At 43.0% G+C, this 25,423-nt stretch carries 19 protein-coding genes; 7 read left to right on the forward strand and 12 right to left on the reverse strand.

Annotated elements, in window-relative coordinates:
- Positions 1 to 32: 32 nt before the first annotated feature.
- The 10 genes from BLU80_RS00670 to BLU80_RS00715 form a co-directional block, all read right to left on the reverse strand.
- Positions 33 to 2,549, reverse strand: coding sequence for a glutaminase family protein (locus BLU80_RS00670; protein WP_091392125.1), 2,517 nt, complete (start codon positions 2,547 to 2,549; stop codon positions 33 to 35).
- Between the two features lie 215 nt (positions 2,550 to 2,764).
- Positions 2,765 to 3,958, reverse strand: a complete 1,194-nt coding sequence (locus BLU80_RS00675; protein ID WP_211481699.1) for an aldose epimerase family protein — start codon at positions 3,956 to 3,958, stop codon at positions 2,765 to 2,767.
- A gap of 49 nt (positions 3,959 to 4,007) precedes the next feature.
- Positions 4,008 to 5,078 (reverse strand): glycoside hydrolase family 43 protein, encoded by a 1,071-nt coding sequence (locus tag BLU80_RS00680; protein ID WP_091392128.1) that lies wholly within the window; start codon positions 5,076 to 5,078, stop codon positions 4,008 to 4,010.
- A gap of 188 nt (positions 5,079 to 5,266) precedes the next feature.
- Positions 5,267 to 6,271, reverse strand: coding sequence for an LLM class flavin-dependent oxidoreductase (locus tag BLU80_RS00685; RefSeq protein ID WP_091392131.1), 1,005 nt, complete (start codon positions 6,269 to 6,271; stop codon positions 5,267 to 5,269).
- A gap of 255 nt (positions 6,272 to 6,526) precedes the next feature.
- Positions 6,527 to 7,381, reverse strand: a complete 855-nt coding sequence (locus BLU80_RS00690) for an SMP-30/gluconolactonase/LRE family protein (protein ID WP_211481700.1) — start codon at positions 7,379 to 7,381, stop codon at positions 6,527 to 6,529.
- 132 nt (positions 7,382 to 7,513) lie between these two features.
- Positions 7,514 to 8,986 (reverse strand): cardiolipin synthase, encoded by a 1,473-nt coding sequence (gene cls, locus BLU80_RS00695; protein WP_091392136.1) that lies wholly within the window; start codon positions 8,984 to 8,986, stop codon positions 7,514 to 7,516.
- A gap of 196 nt (positions 8,987 to 9,182) precedes the next feature.
- Positions 9,183 to 11,342 carry a glycoside hydrolase domain-containing protein gene (locus tag BLU80_RS00700; protein WP_244518635.1) on the reverse strand — a complete coding sequence of 720 codons (2,160 nt, stop codon included), beginning with the start codon at positions 11,340 to 11,342 and terminating at the stop codon, positions 9,183 to 9,185.
- 94 nt (positions 11,343 to 11,436) lie between these two features.
- Positions 11,437 to 13,635: a hypothetical protein gene (locus BLU80_RS00705; RefSeq protein ID WP_244518636.1), complete on the reverse strand. Its 2,199-nt coding sequence runs from the start codon at positions 13,633 to 13,635 to the stop codon at positions 11,437 to 11,439.
- A gap of 126 nt (positions 13,636 to 13,761) precedes the next feature.
- Positions 13,762 to 14,838, reverse strand: a complete 1,077-nt coding sequence (locus BLU80_RS00710) for an aminotransferase class V-fold PLP-dependent enzyme (protein ID WP_091392141.1) — start codon at positions 14,836 to 14,838, stop codon at positions 13,762 to 13,764.
- 75 nt (positions 14,839 to 14,913) lie between these two features.
- The gene (locus BLU80_RS00715; RefSeq protein WP_091392143.1) at positions 14,914 to 15,828 is read right to left on the reverse strand and encodes an AraC family transcriptional regulator; all 915 of its coding nucleotides are present in this window, start codon (positions 15,826 to 15,828) and stop codon (positions 14,914 to 14,916) included.
- A gap of 344 nt (positions 15,829 to 16,172) precedes the next feature.
- On the opposite strand from BLU80_RS00715, the gene BLU80_RS00720 reads away from it, so the two are divergent.
- The 4 genes from BLU80_RS00720 (at position 16,173) to BLU80_RS00735 (ending at position 20,523) form a co-directional block, all read left to right on the forward strand.
- Positions 16,173 to 16,754, forward strand: a complete 582-nt coding sequence (locus BLU80_RS00720; RefSeq protein ID WP_091392146.1) for a hypothetical protein — start codon at positions 16,173 to 16,175, stop codon at positions 16,752 to 16,754.
- 560 nt (positions 16,755 to 17,314) lie between these two features.
- Complete coding sequence (locus tag BLU80_RS00725) at positions 17,315 to 17,614, forward strand: hypothetical protein (RefSeq protein ID WP_091392148.1); 300 nt, start codon at positions 17,315 to 17,317, stop codon at positions 17,612 to 17,614.
- Positions 17,615 to 18,327: 713 nt separating this feature from the next.
- On the forward strand, positions 18,328 to 18,708 hold the full coding sequence (locus tag BLU80_RS00730; protein WP_091392150.1) for a BlaI/MecI/CopY family transcriptional regulator: 381 nt from the start codon (positions 18,328 to 18,330) through the stop codon (positions 18,706 to 18,708).
- 33 nt (positions 18,709 to 18,741) lie between these two features.
- Positions 18,742 to 20,523 carry a M56 family metallopeptidase gene (locus BLU80_RS00735; protein WP_091392153.1) on the forward strand — a complete coding sequence of 594 codons (1,782 nt, stop codon included), beginning with the start codon at positions 18,742 to 18,744 and terminating at the stop codon, positions 20,521 to 20,523.
- 64 nt (positions 20,524 to 20,587) lie between these two features.
- Here the strand turns inward: BLU80_RS00735 and BLU80_RS00740 are convergent, their stop codons facing one another.
- Both BLU80_RS00740 and BLU80_RS00745 read right to left on the reverse strand, forming a co-directional pair.
- Positions 20,588 to 21,046, reverse strand: coding sequence for a VOC family protein (locus BLU80_RS00740; protein ID WP_091392155.1), 459 nt, complete (start codon positions 21,044 to 21,046; stop codon positions 20,588 to 20,590).
- Between the two features lie 83 nt (positions 21,047 to 21,129).
- Positions 21,130 to 21,582 carry a pyridoxamine 5'-phosphate oxidase family protein gene (locus BLU80_RS00745; RefSeq protein ID WP_091392158.1) on the reverse strand — a complete coding sequence of 151 codons (453 nt, stop codon included), beginning with the start codon at positions 21,580 to 21,582 and terminating at the stop codon, positions 21,130 to 21,132.
- Between the two features lie 345 nt (positions 21,583 to 21,927).
- Here BLU80_RS00745 and BLU80_RS00750 point away from each other — a divergent pair, with 345 nt between their 5' ends.
- The 3 genes from BLU80_RS00750 (at position 21,928) to nirK (ending at position 25,407) form a co-directional block, all read left to right on the forward strand.
- Complete coding sequence (locus tag BLU80_RS00750) at positions 21,928 to 23,088, forward strand: PAS domain-containing sensor histidine kinase (protein ID WP_091392161.1); 1,161 nt, start codon at positions 21,928 to 21,930, stop codon at positions 23,086 to 23,088.
- Positions 23,066 to 24,106, forward strand: coding sequence for a response regulator (locus BLU80_RS00755; protein WP_091392162.1), 1,041 nt, complete (start codon positions 23,066 to 23,068; stop codon positions 24,104 to 24,106). Before BLU80_RS00750 ends, BLU80_RS00755 begins: the two co-directional genes overlap by 23 nt.
- Before the next feature lie 233 nt (positions 24,107 to 24,339).
- Complete coding sequence (gene nirK / locus BLU80_RS00760) at positions 24,340 to 25,407, forward strand: copper-containing nitrite reductase (RefSeq protein WP_091392164.1); 1,068 nt, start codon at positions 24,340 to 24,342, stop codon at positions 25,405 to 25,407.
- Positions 25,408 to 25,423 lie beyond the last annotated feature (16 nt).

A 25,423-nucleotide genomic window follows, 5' to 3' on the forward strand; every position in this document is an offset into this window, starting at 1 on the left:
TTACAGATCGCATAACCGTATTCTTTACGTTTCTATTTGTTGATTAATTTTTGTTCCAATACGCGCATAAAATAGCCGCCTACAACGCTGCGTGCCTGAAATCCGACCTGGTGGCCGTTGGTGGTTTCATGCCAGTCACTTAAAGGGACTCTGTCGGGCGTTTGCGTGGCGAACTTGTAAATAGGGTCAATAAAGGTTTCAAAATCCTTTCTGGAGCCGGTCATGCTGGCCGTCCACATAATCCAGTCGGATTTGGTGTAGGTTTTACGGCTATCCAGTGGCAGACCGAAGGCTAACTGTTTGGTTTTATAAAATGTCAGCTCCTTTGCAGCCACTGAACCGGGGAATGCATTTATGCCCAGCATTTTATCCCAGACCATGTTGTATTTCTGACTCCAGCTGTCTTTAGGCCCTTGGAAGGTCAGCGTGTAGTGATCGCCTGCATCAGCCAGCTGTTGCCATTTAGCGGCCATTTGCCGGGCCATGGCACTATATTTTTGAGCGGTCTGTTTGTCCCCTAACATCTCGGCCATTTTTCCGTAGGCGCCCACCGCTTCAATGGCTTTTATGGAAAGATTGGCGTTTCTGGCAAGGTGTCCCGCAAAATCATCCGTACATAACTGATTGGCCGGATCCATCCCCTGACTGGCCAGATAATCAGTCCAGGTCGTAAGGGTCTTCCAGTGGCTTTTGGCATAATTCGCGTTCCCTTCGACCGCGGCGATGGCCGCTGCCAGGATCACCATATTACCTCCTTCCTCAACGGGCATATCTTCTCCATAGGTTTGTCCGTTTGCTATTGGATAGGTTCCCAGGTCATGAGCAGGAAAGGGCTTGTTCCATTTACCGCTCTCGCTGTAATAGAAAATTCCGTTCATCATCCCTTTTAATAAATCCGGGTTATGCAACAAGTATAAAGCGGAGGACGGATAAGTGATGTCTACCGTATTAATGGACCCGTTGCTGAAATTTTCTTTTGACAAGAACAGCAGTTCACCTTGTGGAGATTCTACGATAGCATGTGCTGCAATACTCTGGCGGTAGGCCAGATTTAAAAGATGCGCATATTTTTCTCCTCCGTATTTTAACCCGTTGTCTTTTATCTGCTGATCCAGACTTTTACAGAGCACTAATACCTGGTCATGGTCTTTGGCGGCGACCAGTAACTGCCCCTGAATGGTCTGCTTGCCGTCTTTATTCCACCAGGGCCTTAGGTTCTCATGGAAATACTGTACCGCATAGCGTTCATCATAAGCAAGCTCAATATAAGCAGAGGCTGCCCCCTCCACCCGGCCTAAATCCTGGACTGTATTCAGACCAAGGCTCTTGCCCTGCATCGTAGTAGCGGTGTTATAGGGCTTCCCACTTAAAAAAGCTTTAATCCCGGCGTCTGCATTTTCTGACAGATATTGTTTCAATGCGCCATTGCCGGTACCTCCTACATAAAAATAACCCCAGTCGATACGGACATTATCTCCCTTCTTTTTTAATATGGGCTGACTGGTTGTTCCTGTTTGCAGATAACTGAGCCCGTTATCATTTTTTCTAAAGGCTGCCACCTGTTCCCTGGGCTGGTCTACTGCCAGATCCGAACTCACGCAGAGGTAAAGCTTAACCTGATGGGCCTTACCGTCTAATGAGCTGACATGGTAATCAATATAGGAAACCGGGCGACTCAAAATGTCCATTCTATCCAGCAGCAAGGGAGAAATAAACTGTACATTCAAAGCGACGTCCCCTGCTTTAAACTGATAATTTGTCTGAGTGGCTTTAACTTCCACACCGGTCTGCTCGGCCGTTGTGATCTGATCCAACTCTTTTTGCTGCTGCAGCTGAACAAGGCCGGCATCCAAAAATGCGCCACCAGCTGTATTTGCCACATGGATAGCCAGGACGTTTTTACCTTTCTTCAGCAGGGCTTTCAGATTAACCGCTGTTTTAAGCTTTAAATACTTATCGGTCCATCCCTGTTTTTTCCAAATTTCTTTGCCGTTTAAATAGACTTCTACATTGTCATCATGGCATATATTTAATAATACGGGAGACTGGTTTAAACTGGCAGGATCCATCTCAAAATCCCGTCTGACCCACAGATCCTTTGTATTCCACAGCGTTTGGGCTGTATGCTCATTATCTCCAAACGGAGCTGCTCCCTCCTGCCATTTTGAGTCGTTATAACTTAAGGTCGTCCAGTCTTTTGCCGGTTGTTCGAAACTATATTTTGCCTGGTAGGACTTGTCGTTTGTTGTAGGCAGAATTTCATGATAGACATCCGGCGACTTCCCTAAAAAACGGTAAAACCTGTCATCCACCTCAATAATACCAATCATGGATTGCTGCTGTCCCGTCCAGTGTACGGTCGTGCTTTGATTTAGCTGATCTGAATTAGACCAGATACTGAAATAGCTGTCATGCGTGATTAAAGGATACGCCGGCGCAATTTGCCTGGCCGTGCTTTGCGCATTTAAAACGGTGAATACAAATGGAAATAGCAGTGCCAAAACGATACGGCCTGCACCCCAAAACGGAAAGGACCTGACTTGATACATCTTTACTAGTACATCTTTTTAAAACGTTGGAAAATTTAAATACCCGGTTTGGGCTATAAGTGTAGTGACCTTAAAAATAGACTATTTGATATAAACAGCCACAAATTCCACGCAAAATAACAATTGCTTTAATATTGCCGACCTGCACGGGCATCATGCAAAAATGGGAGGGGTTTTAATCCCCTCCCATGGCTAAGTTATTGTGCGTCCCGAGCTTATTTTTGAACGGAAAACTTATACTCTGAACTCGTATGATAATGCTGTCCGGGTTTTAAAACCGTGCTTGGAAAAGCAGGCTGATTGGGCGCATCCGGATAATGCTGGGTTTCCATGGCAAATGCGGTCCTAAAGCTGTCTTTCACACCGTTGTTAAAGGTGTTGGCCGCCTGCATAAAATTTCCGCTGTACACCTGCAGCCCCGGCTGATCGGTATAAACATCCATCCTTACACCGGTTTTATCCCCCACGACCGTTGCCGCTAAATGATGATCCCCGGTACTGTCCAGCACATAATTAATATCATATCCTTTACCATTTTTGAGTTGTTCATTTTCCTGATTGATTCTGGAGCCCATGGTATTAGCCGTTAAAAAATCAAAAGGCGTCCCTTTAACATCAAGTATTTTACCTGTCGGAATCAGTGAACTGTCTACCGGTGTAATACTGCTGGCATAAATGGTAAATTGATGGTTCAAAATAGTTCCGCTTCCCTCTCCGTTCAAATTAAAAAAGGCATGATTGGTTAAATTAACGACAGTGGTTTTATCCGTTGTGGCATCATAGGTCATGTCAAGACCGTTCTGGTCGTTCAGATGATAGGTTACTTTCACGTCCAGATTGCCCGGGAACCCTTCTTCCATATCCTTGGATACCCTGGAGAATACGACGGTACTGCTGTCTGGCTGAGCCGCGTCGAAGGTCTGATACTGGAAGCCTTTTTTCCCCCCGTGCAGCGTATTGGCCCCGTTATTAAGAAACAATGTATACTGTTTCCCGTTTAAACTGAATTTCCCTTTGGCGATTCTGTTCCCGAACCTGCCGATGGTAGCCCCGTAATAAGGTTCCGTTGCCTGGGAATAATCTGCAATGGAAGGAAAACCACACACGACATTGACCAGTTTACCTTCTTTTCCCGGCACCTGCAGGCTGACAAGGCGGCCACCGTAATTGGTAAAAGTGGCCATCATTCCATTTTTGTTTTTAAGAACAAATAAATCGGTCTTTACCCCATCCAGCATTCCCTGGAAGCCTGCTTTATTCATTAAGTCAACGGTCGTGGCCGTTGAATCGGCAGGTTCTCCCGACTTTGATTTATTGTCCCGGGACCCGTTACAACTGAAGGCCATAATGGCTGATATGCCAAGTGCGCTAAAAGCGGCTATACGGCTGCGTTTAAAATTGTGTTTCATAAAAGCTTTTTAAAAGAGTGTTTTGTTGTTTGATTATACTATTTACCCCTTACTCACCTGAAGGGACTGCGAGTTTTGTACCGGCAGCGACCGGTTTGCCAAAATCAGGGGTTCCGTCTTTATTCCAGAAAATCTGCTGCATGCGCGGGCTTCTGAACCTTCCGCAGCCCTGACCTGCCTTATCATTCGCATGATAAATGATCCAGTCCTGTTTTCCATCAGGGGATTTGAAAAAGCCGTTATGCCCAGGTGCAAATACGCCGATTTCAGGGGCGCTGGCAAATACGGGCTGATCTTTTTTGATCCAGTTATCCGCCTTCATCGGGCTTGCTCCTTTTTTCAGGCTGAGCATTCCTAAACTATAATGATCCGTCCAGCATCCGCTCGCGGAATACACCAGAAAAATTCTGCCCTGTGGGCTTTTTAAAATCTCCGGACCTTCATTTACTGCAGGGAGCGCATCTTTGACCGAACCTTTCTTTTCCCAGTCATAAACAGGGGAGGAGAGCAGCACTCTTTCTCCCTGAATCGTCCATGGATTTTTCATCTTTGCGATATAAATATTCTGTTGCACATTCATATCACCTTGCCAGCCGGCCCAGAGCATATATAATTGCTTTTTATAAGTAAAGACGGTTCCGTCAATAGCCCATTTATTGGTAGGGTCAGCCACTTTACCTTTAAATACCCAATGGTTAGTCAGGGGGTCGGCATCTGCATTTTCCAATACATACATCCGGTGATGATTATTATCCCCGTCATCTGCCGCAAAATAAATATACCATTTATGGTTAATATAATGCATTTCAGGGGCCCACAACTCTTTGGCATAGGTTCCGGTGTCCGGCGGAGTCCAGACGGTTACCGGTTTTGCCTCGGCGAGTCTGGACATTCTGGTCGTGGCCAGCAGTTGAATATTGCGGCCCGTTGTCCTGCAAAAATAATAAGTGCCCTTATGCTGAACGACCCAGGGATCCGGCCCTGTGACCAGTAAGGGATTTACAAAACTGTCTGTTCTTGCCGCCTGAAGACCTGCTGGCTGTGCATTCCCTTTGCTGGAGACGCCGAGCGATAACAGACAAATAGCTGCCGTAAAAATTCCGGGTAACTTTTTGAACATAATAAAGATATAATGTGATTGAAATCTTGCTTTAAACAGTCATAACTTTTTGTTTATCACCACGTAAACGTTTGCACAAATATCTCTTACAAAAAGCTATAAGATATAACTTCACGCAATATATGTATTTAATCCAAAAAACGAATTTTTAGAACTGACCTTTACAATTGATTTGATTTTGCGCCGACTTATGCTTTTTTAAACAGGGGCGCCAGCAGACTATAAGAATTTAACCTGGCTTCATTATCATAAATATGACTGGCGATCATGACCTCATCCACGCCGGTCTGCGTTACAAAGTCTTCCAGTCCGGCCTCCACCTGGGTCGCGCTTCCGATAAAACTGTAACGCATCATCTGCATCACAGCCGCCTTTTCCATTTCATCCCAGATCCCATCCATGGAATCCACCGGCGGCTGTAGTGGTCTGCGCTCATTGGTGACAATGCCTCTGGCCATCTGATAAAAAGAAGTTGCCAGGCGCTCGGCCTCCGCAGTCGTATCTGCTGCCATTACATTGATACAGGCCATTGCATAAGGGCTGGACAAAGAGGCGGACGGCACAAATTCATCCCGGTATATCCGTAACGCTTCCATTAAATAGGTAGGCGCAAAATGGCTGGCAAAAGCATAAGGCAGGCCTAAGCGGGCGGCCAGGCGGGCACCAAAGGTGCTGGAGCCTAAAAGCCAGATGGGCACCTCCGTTCCCATTCCGGGAATGGCTTTAACCGGCGTATTTCTGTCCGGCGTAGCCAGATAATCTCTTAGCTCCTGAACATCTGCTGGAAACTGGTCTACGCTGTGCATATACCTTCTTAATGCCAGAGAGGTCATTTGATCGGTTCCGGGAGCCCGGCCGAGCCCCAGATCAACTCTTCCCGGAAAGAGCGTAGCCAGGGTGCCAAACTGTTCCGCAACAATTAAAGGAGCGTGATTGGGAAGCATGATCCCGCCACTGCCTACCCTTATCGTATGCGTGTTTTCCGCAACATGGGCGATTAGCAATACGGTAGCTGAACTGGCTATATTTTCCATGTTATGGTGCTCCGCATACCACACTCTTTTATAACCCAGCTTTTCTGCATGCCTGGCTAATGAGACGCTGCGTTTAAAAGAATCCGCAGCATTACCACCTGCAACAATAGGCGCCAGATCTAAAACACTAAATGGGATTTGCTGTAATTTATCTGCCATGTTGAATCATTTCTTTTTATCGTCAATGTTTATTACACAATAAAATTACTCATATAAAAGCACTGCGGGACGCCTGGTCAGTCCGCAGGGAACGGGTCCACGCAGAAAATTTAACATCTAATCTCCCGGCCTCAGATGCAATACCTGCATTAATCAGTCTTTGAACAAAAAAGGCTACCGACCCGCCTGAAAAATTTTTACCCTATCCGGGAGTAAAGCCGGTTTCATGCTTTTATACATTTATGACCATCACGACTATGGCAGTACCCCTTTTTGATTGGTCTGGATTTTATAAAGATGCGTCGAAGCGGTAATAAACAATACATCGTGGTTTTTGCCTCCAAAACTAAGGTTAGAAACCCAGGGTTCGCTGACCGGGATATAATTTAAAATCCTACCCTCCTTGTTGATGATGGTGACACCATTTCCGCTTAGATACAGATGGTTATTCTGATCGGTGGTAATTCCGTCAGCTACATGATGCAAGATCACCTTGGGATTCGTTAATGTCCCTGCAGCGCCTCTGTCAAAGCGGTAGATCTTCTTGCCTTCAATATCAGAAACATACAGATATTTTCCGTCTGCTGAGCCTACGATGCCGTTGGGTTTGACTAAATAATCAACGACTCTTTTTGCTTCTTTTGCTCCTTTGGGCAAATAATATACACAGGCTTTATCCTGCTCGGAACGTTTCCTGGACCAATAATCTCTCTGATAATAAGGGTCTGTAAAATAAATTCCTCCTGAGCGGTCCGTCCATATATCATTGGGGCCATTTAACAGGCGACCCTGAAAATTAGTAAGTAAGGTATCCACCTCTTTGGAAGGCAGATGTATACGCCAGATCTGATTATAAAGATCTGCGCAAACCAGTAAATTACCCGAACCATCCAGATACATTCCATTGGCTCTGCCTGCCGGCTGCATGAATAACGATAATTGATTGTCAACGCCATACTTCCAGATGGCATTATTAGGCTGGTCCGTAAAATAAAGATTGCCCGCCCGGTCACTTACCGGTCCTTCGGTAAAAGCAAACGAAAAGTCCACCTGGGTAAGATCCCCTGTTTGGACTGCCTCTTCCCGGTTCGTCTGACCGGAGGATTTCATACGGAAAAGCAGGAGACAAACAAACAGCAAAAGACCTGCGGTGCGCGAAGGTAAAAGTGAACGCCTTATTGACGCGCTGCTATTTTTTAGCGAATGATACATCTAGTCGTTTTTAAGTGTTTAAGTGGGGCGCTACAACAATGGGGCTATTAACCTGACTGCTTTTTCCAGCAGTTTTTGTAACCAGAACCGTTGCTCCCATTGAAAAGTATCTATTTTAACGGCTCCTTCTAGATCATCGTAAAAGCTTTTGGCCAGTTCCGTTCCGAAGGATTCATCATAGACAATTGCGTTGGCCTCAAAATTAAGGTCAAAACTTCTATAGTCCATGTTGGCAGAACCGATAATGGATAACCGGCGGTCTACGACCAGGGTTTTAGCGTGGATAAACCCTTTTTGATATAAATAGATATCCACCCCCACATCCAGTAAATCCCCGTAAAAGGATCTTGCGGCCGCATTAACAATCCTTGAGTCAGATTTTCCCGGCACCAATAATTTAACCTTAACCCCTGACAGGGACGCAATTCTTAAGGCATCAATCACGGCCTGTTCGGGAATAAAATAAGGCGTCGTAATTAATAGCTCATGTGCTGCCTGATGGATGGCCTGCAATAATGAAAATAAAATGGTCGGATTATCAGAATCAGGACCGCTTGCGGCAATTTGTACATATTTACCCTCTGTATCACTGCCGTTCAGCCTGGGAAAATAATCCGGACTTGGAATAATGCTCTGCCGGGCACAAAAATTCCAGTCACATAAAAACAGATGTTGCAAATAATGAACGCCGGCCCCTTCAATTCTGACATGAGAATCGCGCCAGAATAGTTTTTTCTTTTTAAGCTTCCCGGGCTGCTTATCCAGGGCATTAATATACCCGTCACTTACATTGATTCCGCCTATAAAACCAATGCAGCCGTCTACCACAATAATCTTACGGTGATTACGATAATTCAACCTATTGGCCAGCGCTAAAAAAATGATTTCGTAAAAGGGATAAGCCTGTACGCCCGCCGCTTTTAATCTGGGCACTAATTTCTTTCTGATAGAACGGCTTCCAAAATCATCATAAATAAGCCGGACCTCAACCCCTTCAGCGGCCTTTTGTTTTAATATCTGTTCAATCTCGCGACCAATTCCATCATCCTCATAGATGTAGTACTCCATGTGGATATGATTTTTGGCATTTTTAAGCGCTTCCAATACGCGCGGAAATTTCAGCTCTCCGTTAACCAGTAATTCAACCTTATTACCTCCGGTTAGCGGGCTCATATTTTCTTTTAATAACAGTCGGGCAATGCCCTTATGTGACTGCACGACTTCGTTTCCTCCGGCAATCAGGCTTAGCGACTTGCGCTGGATGGCGGCCTCCAGTCTTCTGGACTGATGGTCATCTGCTAATAATTTTCTTGAATAAATTTTCCTTTTCCGATAGTTTGTCCCGAAAACAAAATAGAAAACCATACCGGCAACGGGTAAGAATATAATGGCTAATACATAGGCAAGCGCCTTCGTATTGGAGCCTGTATCATAAATGGCCTTCAGACAAACCAATACCAAAAGTACCGTATAGACAATCTCCCATATCAGGATCCAATCCATGACCAACTTTTACCGGTTATTGTGAATATTAGTAGCGGCTTCAGGCGTATGCCTGAGCTTCCAATACAAATATACAAAAGATCAGGTGCATATAAATGCAAGGATAACCGGGTAATATTTCAGTTATGATCCAATACAAAAGGACGGCTTACCCAAAGTATCGGGATAAGCCGTCCTTTTGCATTAAAAATCTACCCTAATGAATCTGGCTGACCCATGTATCCCATCCTTTAGGATCATGCGGCTGATTGTCTGCAAATATTTCCAGTTCACCTCCCGCTCTTAATGCGGCATCTGTCAGATAACTTTGCCGTAGCTCCTGACCATTGAAAACCACTTTTCGGATATAACAGTTATCTGGAGAAAAATTATGCACTTTTATATGTAGTTTTTTTCCTTCGCCTTTTACGCGGGACATATTGATGGTCAAATCCTCAAACAAGGGAACATGTAAATAATAAACCGGCGCACCTACACATGCAGGAAATAAACCAATGGCCGAGAAGACAAACCATCCTGACATGGCGCCTCCATCATCATCCATTGTAGGCAGAAATGCCCTGGGCTGATTTCTATAGACCGGTCCAATGACCGGGTCTATGCCTCTGCTGTTACCATTAAAATAAAACTGGGTAACCGTATCTACTGCATACTGATGCATAAGGTACTGGGCCTTTGAAGGATGCGCCGTCACATTATACAGGGATGGAGCTGCAATATCCGGTTCATTGGCCTGACTGTAGTAGTTTCCATTAAAAAACTGATCCAGCTGTTCCTCTACCATTGTTTTTGAGCCGATTAGCTGCGTCAGACCGGCCATATCATAGGGTACAAGCCATCTGTATTGCCAGACGGTGCCCTGATACATGCCCCTCGCACCCATCTTATCAATATCCTTTTTTGAGAGATCCGCAAACTCTTTTTCCCAGACTGTCCTATAATTCAGGGCCTTGTTTTTATATTGCTGTTGCAGTGTTTTATTGCCCAATGTCTTATAAATCTCACTGACGGCCCATGTATCATAGCTGCTCTCCAAGGCTTTATCAGGATGAGAGAAATCCAGATGATCCACTTCTTTTTTAATGGAATCAATTATGTTTTTAAAGTCCACCTTGTACCCTTTGTTGTAGGCGTCTAACAGAACAATACCCGTATGCTCTGTTCTGACTGTATTCGAAGGTTCGGTCTGGGTTGCATAATCCTGTTTACCATTTGCATATAAGCCGCTAAGACTGTTAACGATGCTCTGATAACGATCCGAATAGGCAAGTGCCAGCAGTGGCAGTTGCGTCCGGTAATTATCCCATACCGACCAGCCGTTGTAAACGGGACTATCCGATTTAACGAGTGCTCCCTTTGTATTTCTATAAGTACCATCCTTTTCAGAAATCAGGTACGGAGATTGAATCACTCTATAAAGCAATGAATAGAACAGCGACCTTCTGTCCTTCATGGTGGTATTGATACTCGTATCGGAAAAACTTGTCTGCCCGATGGCAATACGACCTAGTGCATCATTCCATGCCTGGGTTGCGGCCTGACGTAACTGCTCAAAACTTTGATGATCAACCGCTGCCTTGGCATAGGCCTCACTGGTGGAAGACCAGCCAATCCGCAATTCGATTTTTTTCGTCTGACTGGCAAATCTTGCTATTAGTTGATGATCATGGGTCTTTTCCCACTTTACTGGCTCACTTAAGGAAATATAGTAATAAATCTTATACCTGCCCACACTACAAGTGGTCCCTGCCTGGATCCATCCACTGATGGAAGTGGCAGAGGTCTCATGCTGTTCATCATAAAAACGGTTGGCCCTGGTATGACTTAAGTCAAAAAACAAACCCCTTTGTGAACCTGAGGTCGCCGCAAACTGATATTCATGCAGTCCTTCATTGCCCCTGACGGTAAAGGCGGCCTTAATCCCATTTTTAAATAAGACCTCGTAAAAACCGGGAGCCCCTGCTTCTGCAGATTTTATCAAATCGCAGTTTTTAGGGTCTTCTCCTGTAAACGGCCTGACCAGTAAATTAGCGCCGCTTCCCTCACATCCCACTCCTTCAAAAACGCTGTGAGCAAATCCTAAAAACTTTTTGGCATAATGTTCATACCCCGTGTGAATCCATGGGTCAGTCTGTGGAACAATGCTCAACATACTAAAAGGATAACTGGCTGCCGGCGACAGCTGACCATGGTCTCCCGAGGTCCCGAGGAAAACATTGACATATCCGGAAGGGTTCTCAATAGGCAATAGGTTTGCCCGTTTGTTTGCGGATCCCTGCCCAAGAACCGACCCCTGTAATCCCATTAAAGCAATAACGCCCAACCAGCCAATTTTCATTTTCCTTATCATCGTCATTTTTAATTTTTATGCTTATATCCGTATCCAGCTCCGGCTCATTTAATTCCGGGATCCGGTTTTATCTCCTTTTTCCCTTTTACAGGTAATGGGGTTAGAGCTGGATGGCCAGACTCACCCCTCCTTTCAAATGATTAAATGCTAAAAAGAGGGTAGAAGATGCCGGGTCCCAGCTATAATCCTCTATCCTTAGCAGGTTTCCATTTTGATCTGTCAATTTAATGTCCTGTTGCCGCGGTTGCTGCGGCAGTTTAATACGCATGCTGTTATGGGTTCCCTCAGGCCCCTTGACTAAACAGGTAAAAAGTTTAGTGGACCGGTTATATATGCTGTCCGTTACTCTTCCGGCCACGGCCAGCACGCGGACATCCTTTTTATCTTGTTTGCCTGCAGTCAGATCATAGAGCAGTGTCTGCGCGCCTGGTTTGACTACCATTTCATGCACCACCGGCAAGCCGGGGTTATATAAATTTATATAATGACCTTTTAAGACAAGGGGATCCGTGGAGGGGCCGTCCGCTAAAACCGAGGCCACCAGATAAGGTCCTCTTTTTAGGGTAAAATAATTCTTAGTTTGAAATTTGTCATTACCCCCTGACTGCACCCTGCTTTTCTGATACGCTTCTTTTGCCAGTAAGAGTAGTTGATTTCCTTGATCAGGCTGCATTACCAGCGTCTTCGGATCTTTTTTTATGATCCACACCCGGCCTTTCCCTTTTTTATAAACCCGTGACTCTGCTGCTTTATACTGAATGCCCAGTTGTTTAAATAAATCTTCCGAAGGGCTTTTATAAGAACGGCCCTCGGTATTCCACCATTCCTTGACCTGCTGAAAAGGATCATCGTCTTTTCCATAATAAATTAGCGAGCCTCCGGATGCTACCCAGGCCGCTAACTGTTTATGTACCTCGGGGGACTGAGGCTTCATGTTGGCATAACTCATTATCAAAACCCTGACGCCTTTGAGCGCCTCAGGATAGCCCAGGTTTTCCATATGGACGGTTTGTACCGGAATCCCCTGTTCAATTAAAGGCATTACCATACCGTAAAAATTGGACAACTGGGGATCCTCATAGCCGTTATGCGTCGGGAACCTTTGAAACATCATGGAATTGCTGAGCAGAACAGCGATGCCGGCTGTCCCCGATACCCTGGTCTCAGACAGTGGCATTTGTTGCAGCGCGCCTACCATCACCTGCACCTGAGTGGCATAGGCCGCCGGTATCGGTTGTTTTTTTTCCGCTCCTTCTACTTTAAACCGGCCCAGATAAATCCTGCTGGGCCAGGGCATGACCTCATAGGTATTCACGCTTGGATACATTAGCTCTGCCGTAAAGGTGGCTTCGTAATTTCTTTTATAATCATCCCAGCTTCTGGACCTGTCTTCAATGGGATCCGTTAGTAAATAAATCTTTCTATTTGTGGGCGCTGTCATTGAAATCATCGATCCGTATTCCAGATAGGCGTTTTCAAATACACGTTCTTTTTTAACCCCATTGTAATAAACCGGTTCTCTGGCAGTTCCGGTCCAGACCTGAGCAATATAACCGTCGACATGCTGAAGGCTGGCCAGACTAGCCTCCGGGCTTACGATCTGCCAGCTTGAATAATTGATCAGTGAATGGGTCGGAACAAAACAACCGACCTCTCTGCCAACGCTGCGGCTATATCTTTTAGCGTAAGCAAATAATGTATCCAGTGCTCTGTAATACAAGTGGTACTTTAGTTTGGAGGACAGATAAGTTGCTTCAGCGGAACTATCCTGAGGCTGCCAGGGAGCGTGATAAAAGCTTTGCCACTCCTTTTTAAAGGCCTCACTGTAACCCGATCTTGCCCAATACTCAGGCTCTTCTAAATAAATAGCCGTTACGCCTGCATCTATCGCTTTTTTAATATGTGTTTTTAAATAGTTCAGGTAATTAAGGGTAGGAACGATATAAGGTACATTTTCCCCATGCCAGATGATTTTACCGTCTTTCATGGTCTGGCCCTCATCAAAATGCTGCCGGCCGTCGTACTGTCCTAAAAAATAATCCTTGTACTGTCCCCACGCGGATCCAGTCATAAACTGGACATTATATCCCTGCTCCTGCCAGCTGTTGACACGCTGTTGAAAATGACCGCCAGCATCATTAATGCCATAGACCATGGCTATATCCGCCCGCACGTCATATCTGGCGTCCCACTTATCTGCAATCTGAAAAGATGTTTTGGCGGCGGAGTCCTGCCTGACAGGCTGACCGCAAACCATGGCGCTATTAAAAGCCAACAGGCTCATACAGAGCCCTGTCATTTTTAAAAAGGCGGACTTTATTCCGGGTGCAACCCAAGGCTGACAACGGTAGGAAAAATGATTTTGCATATATTTTTAAAGGGGGTTCTGTAAAAAATTCAACATAGGTCTGATCAGGCCCGGCTTCTATTTTAGCCAGCTTTCAATCACTTCCAAAAAATATCCGATCTCCTCTGCCTTATTATAAAAATGCATACTGACTCTCAATGTACCGGCTCTGTTGGTGACTATTATTCCCTGTTTTGCCAGATAAGCCCCTAATGAGCCGTTATGGTTACTTATCTCCTTGAGTACCACAATAGAAGCTCTGTTCTGTATGGTATAATCACCGACAATTTCTATTTTTTCTTTATGAGTAACCAGCCCATCTAATAGCGATTTTGTCAGTCTCATATTATGCTGATAAATGCGATCAATCCCTATCTCCATTTTTTCAAGCAATGCTTCATAGAGTAAAGCAAGTCCGTAAATATTCAGACCACCAGGCTCATAACTTCTGGCTGTACCTTTAAAATCCAGACTAGAAGCGCCGGTAATGACGGGCGGATACTGGACTAAAAAAGAAGGGTCAAAATAAATAATGCCGTTTCCAAATCCGCTGTTCATCCATTTATAATTACTGGCGATCAGAACATCAATACCTAACTCCTGCATCGCAATAGGAATCGCCCCAAGGCTTTGCGTAGCATCCACCACTAGTTTTACCTGGTATTGTTTGCAAAGGGCGGACAGGGCCGCAATATCCGTTTTAAAACCTGTTTGCCACTGCACATGACCGATGGCCAGAATATCAATGGTATGTTCTTTAAAAATCTTTTCTACGGACTCAACAGATAAATAAAAGCCATCCGTCCGTTCTACCCATTGTACCTTAAAACCATTTTGGATAAAAGGTGCTGTAATAGACGGATAATCGTTTTGGTAAAGCAAAATGGATTCATCCCCTTTTAAGGATTGCACCAGTATGTTCATGGCATAGGAGAAATTAGGAATAAAGGCCAGTCGCTGCTCGTCAACACCCAAAAAAGTTGCCAGGGTTTTTCGATATAGCGGCTCTTCTTTTTCCCGCCACAGCTCCGATCTGGTAGAGCTGTTTATTGCAAAATCATTATATATCTCAGCAGCCGTTTGCAGGCTTGCCTTTGATATAATGCCGCAGCCGGCAGTATTTAAATACGCCTTAGGCACTATTTGTGGTTCCATGGAAATTGATTTGGTCGTGAATTGTATCACAATTTACTAATTTTTCCACTGGCTCCTTATTGATTCACATTTAATTTAAAGTTCAAGCAGGGCTTCAGCAGAAGCGAGATCTACAGAGCTGGTCGTTCTAAGCTCATTTCTGTATTGCAGTGGCGTACGCCCCATCGTATCCTTAAACTTCTTATTAAAATGACTATAGTTATTAAAGCCGCATTCATAACAGATATCCGTAATGGCTAAATTTGTCTCATGCAATAATTTGGCGGCGTGGATCAGCCGGTATTCAATCAGATACTGGACAAAAGTCTTATTGGTGATCTTTTTAAAATATTTACAGAAAGAAGAAGGGGTGAGAAAAACCTGAGCCGCAATATCTGCCAGGGGTATCTCTTCATTAAAATTTTCCTTAACATAATTGAAGATGCGATTAATCTTTTCCTGGTCTTCCACCTTTGCCTCTAATAAAATACTACCGGCATTTAATACCGTGTACTGTTGGGCACTTGCCATCATGGTCAGTGCTTTAAAAAAGGTCAATAGCCGCTGTGGCCCCTCAAGGCCTTGCATGGATTCTAGTACGGCTCCTATGGTTCTTTTATCCTCTCCGTGAAAAACCATCCCGCTTTTCGCCCGCTCAAATAAACGGAGAACGGACTTTAGTTCAGGGATATGGAAAAACCCTTCCCCAAACGCTTCCATCCGCCATTGTATTAAAGTCTCCCTTTGATTGCCTCTCAGGCTGCGTGTAAAGCCGCAATGTGGCAAATTTGAGCCGATTAAAATCAAATCTCCATTCCTGTAATGGGACAAATGCGTCCCTACCTGTCGTTTACCTGCACCTTCATTGACATATACCAGCTCGAATTCCGGGTGATAATGCCAGGCAGAGGCAGTAGGGTTCGGATGACTTTCATCGTAGCGCTGATAATAAAAACTATAACCGAACTGCGGTTTAATGATTTCAATTCTGGGCTTAAATGATGATTCCATAACAATTTGTTTTTATAGCCCTTACACGTACTTCCAGGGCCCTTTTCTTTAACAAAACTGCAGCACTTAACGGCGGCTTTAATTTTTTTTTGGCTAAAACCCCGCTGTTTGCGGGCATTTTACCCATTTTTCAATACCCCACTTAACACCGCCCGGCCAAATTTCCTAATGTCGCGTTAATAAACTAACAGTTGATTATGCAATATTATTAAATTGTAAACACAAAACTAACGCTTATTGAACAAAATACCATAGTTTTTGGATTAAATTCATGTTATTATCGGTTTTGGCCCGTTCTATCTTTGCAGTAGAAAATTAAGAATAACCAACTAAAAAATATAAATATGAAAAAGTTCATTCAACTTAGTTTAACTGCGGTAGTTTTTACCTTAATGACTGCAATGGCCAAGGCTGACAACATTTACGGTAATATCAATGTCCTTTCCAATGGCGTGGTAAAAGTAATGATCAGCGATGTTCCAACTGCACACAACATTTCTGTTTCCGACGAAAACGGTAACAACCTGTATGAGTTAAGCGATATGAAAGCAGGTTCCTTCAAAAATATCGATTTCTCTATGGTTCCGGATGGTACTTACTACATCAAAGTAGAAAACAATAGATCTATCGAAACAACCAAGGTTGATAAAATTGACGGCGCTGTAACCATCGCCAGCGAATCCAGCCTGTTTGTTAAGCCCATCTTCAGAAGAGAAGGTGATGTTTTAAACGTATTTTTCTCTAATCCTGCTAAAAAAGACGTGGAAATCAATGTATACAACCAGAATGGTTCTTTGATCAACACCGTTAAAACAAGTACGGCATCTGTTTCTAAAGGATTTGACTTCTCTAAAAGCCTGCATGGCAACTATAAAGTAGTTCTGTCTCAGGATAATTATGTATTCAGCACTGATTTTGATTTTTAATATAGGACCCAGAAACAACCTAATCATTTTTTGTAAGCCGGATCTTTTTTAAGACCCGGCTTTTTTTTGTTAGCCCTTTAACTAGGTAAGGCAAAAAATAGCGATATAGTTGTTTATATTGCTATTTATTTTTTTGCCCTTTATCTCTTGTTAAATAACTAAATATGGTATACCCGGTAAAAACTCAGATAATAATAGGAGTGTGCAGTAATATGTAGTTTTTCCAACTGGCAATAGATATAAGCAAGGAGCGTTTGATGAGTAGATGATTGTTAATCCCCCGCGCTGAGTACTTCAGCATAGTGATGAATCCGTAAAACTTCTTTCAACGCGCCCTATATGCACTATCCGAAGAGCAACTTTCAGGAAAAGGACATCAGAATTTAATGGAAAAAATTGCAATATTGGTTAGCTTTGCCTTTAAAGCAAATATCATGGCAGCAGCTTAGGCAGAACACAGACCGCATCACTCTGGCGTTTTTATAATTGAATAAAATTGGACATCACTATTTGTGATCTCCAATTACAAGAAGTAGGTATTCAATAATAATTCTAAGATAATGAACATTGGAGAATTAATATTTGTTCAGGTTATTTACCTAACAGTTTTGATATTGGTCATTACAGCCACACGCAAATTAGGCAGGAATGGTATTGTTTATTGGATTATTACTGGGCTTTATGCTTTGATATTTACCTGGCTTGTTAATGAATATACAGCTTTTACAGTAAAAACAGACCCGGGGGCTTTGTTTGCATGGGGAATGTATTCAATAATAGTACCAGGGATATTAACACTTATCGCTTTAATTGTATTCATTATCTCACGTATAGTTATCCGAAAAAACAGTAAAATATAACCATGAGGCTGCTCGCTAGGCCCTAGCCATATGACAAGGGGTTTTTGCCGTCTTGGGCAGTTATTCGAAAATGTCGAATAACGGAATTTTCATCCAATTCATCAACAGCAAATATTTTTTCAGATGATAACTAATCCTTTGTATTTCATCATTATAAAGTGTTCCCGTTATTTTTGAGAAAGCCAAATATTTTCATCTTCATAATTTGTTTCAACACCACGATAGAAAGGTAGATGGCGATTTGGAAGCCAATATAGTTAGATTATATTGCGGTGCTTCACATAAAGGTTATTCAAAATGGGCCTGGCGTCTAATAGCCGAGCTGGATAGCAAGGGCATCTTTTATTAGAAGGTGGGAAATAAAAGTAGACTTTAGAGATCAGAAAACATCAGTGATCTGCCATCAGGCACAAATCAGGGCAAAACTGCAGTAGCAAAAGTTCCCGTCGTAATTTCTGCCCGCCTCCGAATGCAGCTGCTGTATCACACAAAGGACAGGGGGTTTCCAGGAGTGAAAATTAGATGCCAAGTATAAATATTCATTTTTTTCCGCCTTGGTGAACATCGAAAAAAATAATCGAAGTATGAAAAAATGGCAAACTCAACATTTTCCTCCTTTTTTATGGCTGCCACCTACAGTGCTAAAAGTTTCCTAAAAACATTTTGTTTACGAAACTTTTCGTATGTTTGTCTACGAAATCAATCGTAGACAAATGCAAAACAGGAAAATTACCGATAGTGAACTTGAAATTCTTCAGATTTTGTGGGCTAATGGACCTAGTACCGTCAGAACCATCCATGAAAGCCTGGGCACAGAAAAGCAAACCGGCTATACAACCACATTAAAGCTAATGCAAATCATGTTCGAAAAAGGTTTGCTGACCAGAGACGCTTCCTCCCGTACCCATATATATGCAGCAGCCATTTCTGAGCAAAGCGGCAAACAGCAGGCCCTGGATAAAATTATTGATTCGGTTTTCAAAGGATCTCCAACGAAGCTGGTCATGCAGGCCCTGGGAGGTTATCAGCCTTCTACCCAGGAAATTGATGCGATAAAAGCCTACCTGGATGAGCTGCAAAAACAAAATCCCTAAACAATAACGGTCTATCCATTTAAATTAAAACACATGGAAACATTATTTAATTGGTTATCAAGTCCCGCATTTAAAGCGCTAGGCATGAGCCTGCTGTCCAGTCTTTGGCAGGCTGCGATCCTTTATTTCCTGACCTATGCTTTAATATGGCTGAATAGGAACAGCGCAGCCAGAATCAAATACAATCTGGCAGCCGTTGGCTCTTTAATAGCAACGATCTGGTTTATTCAGACTTTTATTTACTATTTAAACCTGGAAACAAGCCTGTCCGGTCAGATAAAAGAACAATCTGCTGCACTATTTTATTTTCCGGGAAACTTTCCTGTGTTAACTACGGTGTATCCGGGAGCCGCGACTGAAACAGGATTTCATTTAAGCAAGTGTATTCCACTGGCGCTTATCATTTATTTCATAGGAGTTACCATCCTGCTATTTAAAGTTTTATTCAGTTATCTGCAAACGCGCCAACTAAAAACGAGCGGACTGTTCACTGCGCCAGTGCAATATATGCAACACTTAGCCGCAACCAGTAAGCAATTTAATATCGCTTCCAGGGTACAGCTCTATTTATCAGACAAGATCAATACGCCACTGATGATGGGATACCTTAAACCCATTATATTACTTCCTGTTTCCATTATCACCCATCTGTCAGCCGTACAAATAGAAGCAATAATTACACACGAACTGGCCCATATTCGCAGGCAGGATTATCTGGTAAACTTTATCATGTCTATTGTTGAAGCGCTGTTTTTCTTTAATCCTTTTATCTGGCTGTTGTCAAAAATCATGCGGGAGGAAAGAGAAAAAGCCTGTGATGAACTGGTCATCAAATCAGTTGCGCCTTACACCTATGCTACCGCATTACTTGCCCTGGAAAAAATTAATGAGACAAAGCGTCTTACCCTTGCTGCCAATGGACACAATTCATTTAAATTACTAAACAGGATTAAATTATTTACCATGAAAAAAAATCCCATTATTTCAGTAAAGCAAAAAATTGTCTCATTATTACTGATTATTATGGCAATTGGCTGTATTGCCTGGTTAAGCCCAAAACAACAACAGGCTAAAAACAAGCAAATAACAGCCACAAAAGAGGGAATGAAAGCGCAAAAGCAAATAACCGCTACCAATTCCGCCAGAACTAACCCCCAAATAATCCAGCCAAAGCAACCCGCAAGTCATTATTTAAGTTCTGCCGGATCCCGGACCGTTATGGACAGTATTACACCGCAAATGCAACAGCAGATAGATGAGATCACAAAGTCTGCCCAGAAAATAGCAGCTGGCTTTGCAGCAGATACCGCCTGGCAATCTAACCTTGCGGCCATCCAGCAAAAGGCCATGCAAATTACCTCCAAATTTGAACAGGACCCGGCTTTTAAAGCGACTATTGAAAAAATAACTCAGGATGCCAAAGCGCTTTCCAGTAAAATGAAAGACGACCCGGCCTTAGAAAAGCAACTCAGAGACTTGGATCAAAACGCACAGCAGATGGCAGAGGCATATAAACCCTCCCCGGAAATGCAAAAACAATTAGAGGCGTTAAGTAATCGAAGTGCTGCCATCGCCGCTTCCTTTGCCAAGGATACAGCCTGGAAAAATCAAATAAAGCACTTAAAATTCAGAGCAGAAAAACTGGCCAGACAACTCAAAGACAACCCTGAAATGCAGGAAAAAATAAAGAAAATGGCCGACACCTATAAAGATATGGCCATAAAGGTTTTAAATGATCCTAAATTTAAAAATCAGTTACAACAGCTTCACGATGATCTGAGTCATATGAACTGGGATTTGGACAACGACGATTAATAGTGCATTTTTTAAAAGAGGCGGGTTTAAAATCCGCCTCTTTTTTATATTATAGTTCTCCCGCTCACTCTCTCGCATCATTAATCTCAATCCAGTAACCATCAGGATCCATGAAATAAATCTGTTTAACGCCGTCCACTCTTAGCGTATAGGCACCCTGCTTACCCTCCCAGCTCTCAAAGGGAATACTACGTTTTTTCAAATTGACGATAAATGCTTCCACGGAAGGAACCGTAAAACACAAATGCGCATTCTTATCGTGAAATTCTTTTTTCTTTGCGCCACTAATCAAATGCAGTTTGATATTAGGGCCTACCGCAAACCAGGTATGTTTGCCATCATGGAAGGGTTCCGCTACGGAGTCAAGACCAATCACATCCTTGTAAAACCCGGTACTTACCTGTAAGTCAGCTACATAAACCGCAATATGATTTAAAGAGGGATGAACCGGGGCTGTCTGCCCTAAGACGCTACCTGCCAGTGAGATAAAGGCCAGAACAATCAGGCTGATTTTAATTTTCATGGTGCAAATTTTAATAAAGTAATGTAATGTCCTTCTAAATTACTTTATTTTAATTAACCAGGCACCCGCAATAACAATCCGTTTTATACCTTGTCTTCTGTAAGGCTTGCCGCTGCAGCTCTTGACCAGCTGTATTTTTTGATAATTCCATGACTGGCGTCCATCATCTTTATCGTATCAAGTGCTATAACAAAAATGTCGCCGGGCCTGACAAAAGCCATAGGCAGTTGTTTATGGTAATATTTAAATCCTTCTCCCTTTATTAACTCGCTCTCCTGGATCAAATGGCCCCAAAACTGCACCCCTTTTACGATTAATAAATTTAATTTGTCCGGAAGGATTGTTCCGGATACTATGGGGTTTTTCTTTAAAAGTCTGGCATGCTGCGTTCCGGCACCTGATTTAAAATACAGAAAATTTTCTGTCTCCTGATAAACATACATGCAATTAAAACTATAAGGCAGCCCCTGATCATCCAGACAGCTCATGCTTGCAATATGTTGCGTTTTTATAAAATCCAGTATTTTGGGTTCCATATGATACCTATTTTTGTTTTTTAATGAGCCGTGATAAGGCAAATAAGAGGGCAAACACAACCAAATAGACACCAATATGCCTGCCCTCCATTAGCAATACCATCTTATGCACTACAAATATTACAAAAGGCCTTTTCTGATTGTATGATGCTAAAAAGGCCTTCCTATGATTCATATCATAATTCTATTTCTTAAACATAAATAGTTGTTCTTTTAATACATAAATTTAAAAGAATCAAAAAGGTTTGCCCCCTTTGGAACAATACCTGTCCGGCTCACCGGCCAAAGCGGGCTATTTTAAAAACCGCTGAGAAATACATAATTTTACCATTCAAAAATATTGAAATGAGCTTTTCAGATACGACGCCTATTCAGTCCGACGACTTAACGCAAAAGCAACTTTTTGAAGCCATCTTTCAAAATGCTACTATGGGCATTATCATTACGGACCAGACCGGTAAGATAACGTTAGCGAATAAATTTGCTCTTGAAAGTTTCAGTTATAGCGAAAAGGAACTTTTAGGCAAAAGAGTAGAGGATATCATTCCTAGCAGGTTTCATCATCACCATGTGGATTACCGCAATCATTACAATGCCCATGCGGAGACTAGGGCAATGGGAACGGGGCGGGATCTTTATGGACTAAGAAAAGATGGTAGTGAATTCCCGGTTGAAGTAAGCCTTAGTCCTTTTAAAAAAGGCGACCAGTTACTGGTTATTGCCTTTATCATAGATATTACTGTTCGCAAAGAAAAGGAACTTGCGGAAAAAGAATATGAAAGAGCGCTCATATCGCTGAACAAGGAAAAGGAACTCAATGAGATGAAATCAAAATTCATCTCAATGGCATCGCATGAATTTAAAACGCCACTCAGCACGATTTTATCTTCCGCATCCTTAATATCAAAGTATCCTAAAGAAAATGAACAGGCTCACAGAGAAAAGCATGTGGCAAGGATTAAAGCCTCTGTTTCTCATCTCAATAGCACCTTAAATGATTTTCTGGATTTCGGGCGCATTGAGAATGGTAAAATACCGGTGCATTTTACCAGCTTTCCGCTGGAGGACTTACTGACCGAAGTCTTAAGTGAATTGGAACATTCCGTTGCCCTGGACAGGAATATCCAGGTCTCCATCAGTGCAGCGCTCATTATTTATACAGACAGGCATTTACTTAAAAACATTCTTTTAAACCTGCTTAGTAATGCGCTTAAATTCAGTGAAAAAGACAAGCCTGTTGAAATCAGTTGTTATCAGCAAGGGCACTCCACCAGGATCATTATAACAGATCATGGCGTTGGTATTGCCTCAGAAGATAATAAACAGGTGTATAATCTATTTTATAGAGGCAACAACGTATTACATATCGCAGGCACGGGGCTGGGCCTCGCCATTGTCAGCCGTTATGTGGATTTAATCCACGCAAAGCTTAACTTTACCAGTACAATAGGGGAAGGGACAACGTTTACTCTGACATTAAGTGATGAAAAAGATTCTACTGATTGAAGATAACCAGGAACTCCTGGAGAACACAGCAGAGATACTCTCTCTTGGAGGGTATGAGGTAATGACTGCCTTGGATGGAAAATCCGGCGTTGAAAAGGCAATCCTCTATCTTCCTGATTTGATTATCTCAGACATTATGATGCCTGGGCTGGATGGTTATGGCGTATTGCTGATGGTACAAAAACACGCTGAACTTAAGGACGTTCCTTTTATTTTCATGACCGCTAAAACCGAGCGTTCAGATTTTAGAAAAGGCATGGAAATGGGGGCGGACGACTACATCACTAAGCCTTTTAATGAAGCCGAGCTGCTCAATGCTATTGAAACCCGGCTTAAAAAATCTGCCCGCAACACCATAAAAGAAAAGATTGCAGAAATCCCCAATGAACCCAGAAGAATTTCACTGGAAACACTGCTGGAGGGAAAAATCACCAACCAATACAAAAAAAGACAGGTGATCTTTTCTGAAGGAAATCATCCACATTATTTATTTTATGTTGCGAAGGGAAAGGTTAAGGCTTATAAAACCAGTGAAGACGGCAAAGAATTAATTGTGGGCCTGTATGGTGCCGGGGACTTTCTTGGCTATACCGCACTGCTGGAAGAATCTACTTACAAAGTAACCGCCGAGGTCATTGAGGATGCCGTGATAGACATCATCAGTAAAAAGGATTTTTTTGAGCTCATCCAGGCAAATCCAGATTTTGCCCGCAGATTCTTCCATTTACTGGCTGATAATAACAACCAAAAAGCAGAACACATGGTGGAGCTCGCCTACGAATCTTTACGTAAAAGAGTGGCCAGGGTTTTATTATTATTAAAAGCCAAATACGAAAATCATAATACCGAACATTTTTCGATCCATATCCGCAGAGAGGAGCTGGCAAGCCTTGCCGGGACTTCAACAGAATCGCTCATCCGTACGCTGAGCGATTTCAAAAATGAAGGCCTTCTATTAATAGAACACGGTCTTATCGAAATCATCAATGAACAAAAACTTGCCAATATGCTCAATTAAAGCAGCATCCTGCGTGTAATACATGGCTGCTTTACTGAGTTACAAAATACAATAAATCAACGAGTTGATTCCTTGTGCCGTAAATAATCAACACGGTTTTATGCCAACCAGCCAAAAACATGATGTAAATCATTTTTTTCACGCACCCTTGTCACCGGAGCCGCCGTCTACGACCGGTAATTTTGTGGTAGAAATTTAAAACAACAAAATAGTTCACCTTTAAATTCAAAGCCATGAAAAAGACAGTAAAATTTGCATTCATTCTATTAAGTCTGATTGGCGTTTATTGCATGTTTTGGGGATGCAGTAATAATAAAGCAGATAAACAGGATCAACTGGAAACCCTGCAAGGGGCTTATACGGCCAGACTCGGCGTTGCACCACTTGCTCCACCCTCTATAAGTCAATATAAAACACCACAAAAAGTAATTGTCAACTTACTGGTTACCGAAAAGCAGATGCAGCTCGCAAATGGTGTCCAATATACTTTCTGGACTTTTAACGGAACCGTTCCGGGGCCCATGATTCGCGTCCATCAGGGAGATGAAGTAGAAGTCCATTTAAGTAATAGCCCCAACAGCACCATGCCACATAATATTGACTTTCACGCTGCCACCGGACCTGGCGGAGGAGCAGAGGCCTCTGCAACAGCACCCGGCCACACTTCTGTTTTTGGTTTCCGCGCCTTAAAACCAGGTCTTTTTATCTACCACTGCGCGATGGCTCCCGTGGGGATGCACATTGCCAATGGGATGTACGGGCTTATCCTGGTTGAACCCAAGGAAGGCTTGCCGAAGGTTGATAAAGAGTTTTATATGGTTCAGGGAGAAGTTTATACAGATGGAAAATTTGGGGACACTGGTTTGCAGCACTTTAATTTACAAAAGGCATTAGATGAAAAACCGGATTATGTTGTATTTAACGGTTCAGTGGGTGCGCTGATGGGAGATAATGCCTTCCATGCCAAAGTCGGAGAAACCGTAAGGATCTTTTTTGGAAATGCAGGGCCCAGTCTTACCTCTTCCTTTCATGTGATCGGAGAAATCTTTGACAGAGTCTACCTTGAAGGCGGGCAGATGATCAACCGCGACGTACAGACAACACTGGTTCCCGTGGGAGGAGCCGTCATTACGGAATTCACCTGTAAAGTTCCGGGATATTATTCCATCGTTGATCACTCCATTTTCAGGGCTTTCAATAAAGGCGCTATTGGTCAGCTGGAAATTACCGGAGCAGAAAATAAGGACATCTATTCCGGGAAAATCAAAGATGAACCTTATATAGAAACACAAAGCAAATAAGTGCCTGTTGCAAAAA

Source organism: Arachidicoccus rhizosphaerae (assembly GCF_900107765.1).
GTDB classification, from domain to species: Bacteria; Bacteroidota; Bacteroidia; order Chitinophagales; family Chitinophagaceae; genus Arachidicoccus; species Arachidicoccus rhizosphaerae.

Coding starts and splice junctions, on each gene's coding strand:
- BLU80_RS00755 (WP_091392162.1), top strand. CDS start 23,066: ATGAAAAAGATTCTACTGATTGAAGATAACCAGGAACTCCTGGAGAAC.
- BLU80_RS00705 (WP_244518636.1), bottom strand. CDS start 13,635: ATGACAGGGCTCTGTATGAGCCTGTTGGCTTTTAATAGCGCCATGGTT.
- BLU80_RS00730 (WP_091392150.1), top strand. CDS start 18,328: ATGCAAAACAGGAAAATTACCGATAGTGAACTTGAAATTCTTCAGATT.
- BLU80_RS00740 (WP_091392155.1), bottom strand. CDS start 21,046: ATGAAAATTAAAATCAGCCTGATTGTTCTGGCCTTTATCTCACTGGCA.
- BLU80_RS00700 (WP_244518635.1), bottom strand. CDS start 11,342: ATGACGATGATAAGGAAAATGAAAATTGGCTGGTTGGGCGTTATTGCT.
- BLU80_RS00710 (WP_091392141.1), bottom strand. CDS start 14,838: ATGGAACCACAAATAGTGCCTAAGGCGTATTTAAATACTGCCGGCTGC.
- BLU80_RS00725 (WP_091392148.1), top strand. CDS start 17,315: ATGAACATTGGAGAATTAATATTTGTTCAGGTTATTTACCTAACAGTT.
- BLU80_RS00720 (WP_091392146.1), top strand. CDS start 16,173: ATGAAAAAGTTCATTCAACTTAGTTTAACTGCGGTAGTTTTTACCTTA.
- nirK (WP_091392164.1), top strand. CDS start 24,340: ATGAAAAAGACAGTAAAATTTGCATTCATTCTATTAAGTCTGATTGGC.
- BLU80_RS00735 (WP_091392153.1), top strand. CDS start 18,742: ATGGAAACATTATTTAATTGGTTATCAAGTCCCGCATTTAAAGCGCTA.
- BLU80_RS00715 (WP_091392143.1), bottom strand. CDS start 15,828: ATGGAATCATCATTTAAGCCCAGAATTGAAATCATTAAACCGCAGTTC.
- BLU80_RS00675 (WP_211481699.1), bottom strand. CDS start 3,958: ATGAAACACAATTTTAAACGCAGCCGTATAGCCGCTTTTAGCGCACTT.
- BLU80_RS00690 (WP_211481700.1), bottom strand. CDS start 7,381: ATGAAATCCTCCGGTCAGACGAACCGGGAAGAGGCAGTCCAAACAGGG.
- BLU80_RS00745 (WP_091392158.1), bottom strand. CDS start 21,582: ATGGAACCCAAAATACTGGATTTTATAAAAACGCAACATATTGCAAGC.
- BLU80_RS00680 (WP_091392128.1), bottom strand. CDS start 5,078: ATGTTCAAAAAGTTACCCGGAATTTTTACGGCAGCTATTTGTCTGTTA.
- BLU80_RS00750 (WP_091392161.1), top strand. CDS start 21,928: ATGAGCTTTTCAGATACGACGCCTATTCAGTCCGACGACTTAACGCAA.
- BLU80_RS00685 (WP_091392131.1), bottom strand. CDS start 6,271: ATGGCAGATAAATTACAGCAAATCCCATTTAGTGTTTTAGATCTGGCG.
- BLU80_RS00670 (WP_091392125.1), bottom strand. CDS start 2,549: ATGTATCAAGTCAGGTCCTTTCCGTTTTGGGGTGCAGGCCGTATCGTT.
- cls (WP_091392136.1), bottom strand. CDS start 8,986: ATGGATTGGATCCTGATATGGGAGATTGTCTATACGGTACTTTTGGTA.